1 protein-coding gene is annotated in these 908 nt (G+C 49.1%); it reads right to left on the reverse strand.

Annotated elements, in window-relative coordinates; genetic code table 11:
* Positions 1 to 908 (reverse strand): NAD(P)/FAD-dependent oxidoreductase (locus R7O13_RS25125; protein ID WP_318304975.1); only part of this gene is annotated, 908 nt, incomplete at both ends.

The raw sequence follows: 908 nt of genomic DNA on the forward strand, positions 1-908 counted from the left end.
TTAATGCCCGGCGTGAAAGATGGCTCAACATCACCAAGCTGACTTGGATCGCGGCCTTTCAGGAAGTCACCGATTTTCTGTGCTGGCGCATCGTAGTTTTCGCCGCCTAGTTTGTAAGCGTTAGATTCAAGTTCACGTTGGAAACGGATACCCGCTAGAGGATCACCCGGGTAATCCACCTCAGGAGAGATACCCACAACAATCGCACTGTTTGCGTTACGCTCTGCACGAGAGTATTGGCTCATGCCGTTCGTCACTACGCGACCTTCTTCAGATGTCGCCGCAACAACAGTGCCGCCTGGACACATACAAAAGCTGTACACGGTACGACCATTTTTACAATGGTGAACCAGTTTATAATCCGCAGCACCAAGAATTGGGTGACCCGCATTTGGACCAAAACGTGCTTCGTCGATCATCGATTGCTTGTGCTCGATACGGAAGCCAACCGAGAATGGTTTCGCCTCCATGTACACACCACGCTCGTGCAACATTTCAAATGTATCACGCGCACTGTGACCAACGGCCAATACCACGTGACGAGATTTGATCTCTTCACCGTTTGACAATGTCACGCCTGTGATTTGACCGTCTTCCATATGAAGATCATCAACACGAGTACTAAAGCGAATTTCACCACCTAACTCGATGATGGTCGCACGCATTTTCTCGATCATCGTTACCAGCTTGAAAGTACCGATGTGCGGTTTACTTACGTATAGAATTTCTTCTGGTGCGCCAGCCTCTACAAATTCAGTGATCACTTTGCGACCGTAGAAATTAGGATCTTTCACTTGGCTATACAGTTTGCCATCCGAAAAGGTTCCTGCGCCGCCTTCACCAAACTGCACGTTTGACTCCGGATTCAGCGTGCGCTTACGCCAAAAACCGAAGGTATCTTTGGTGCG

Source organism: Vibrio sp. Y176 (genome assembly GCF_033438945.1).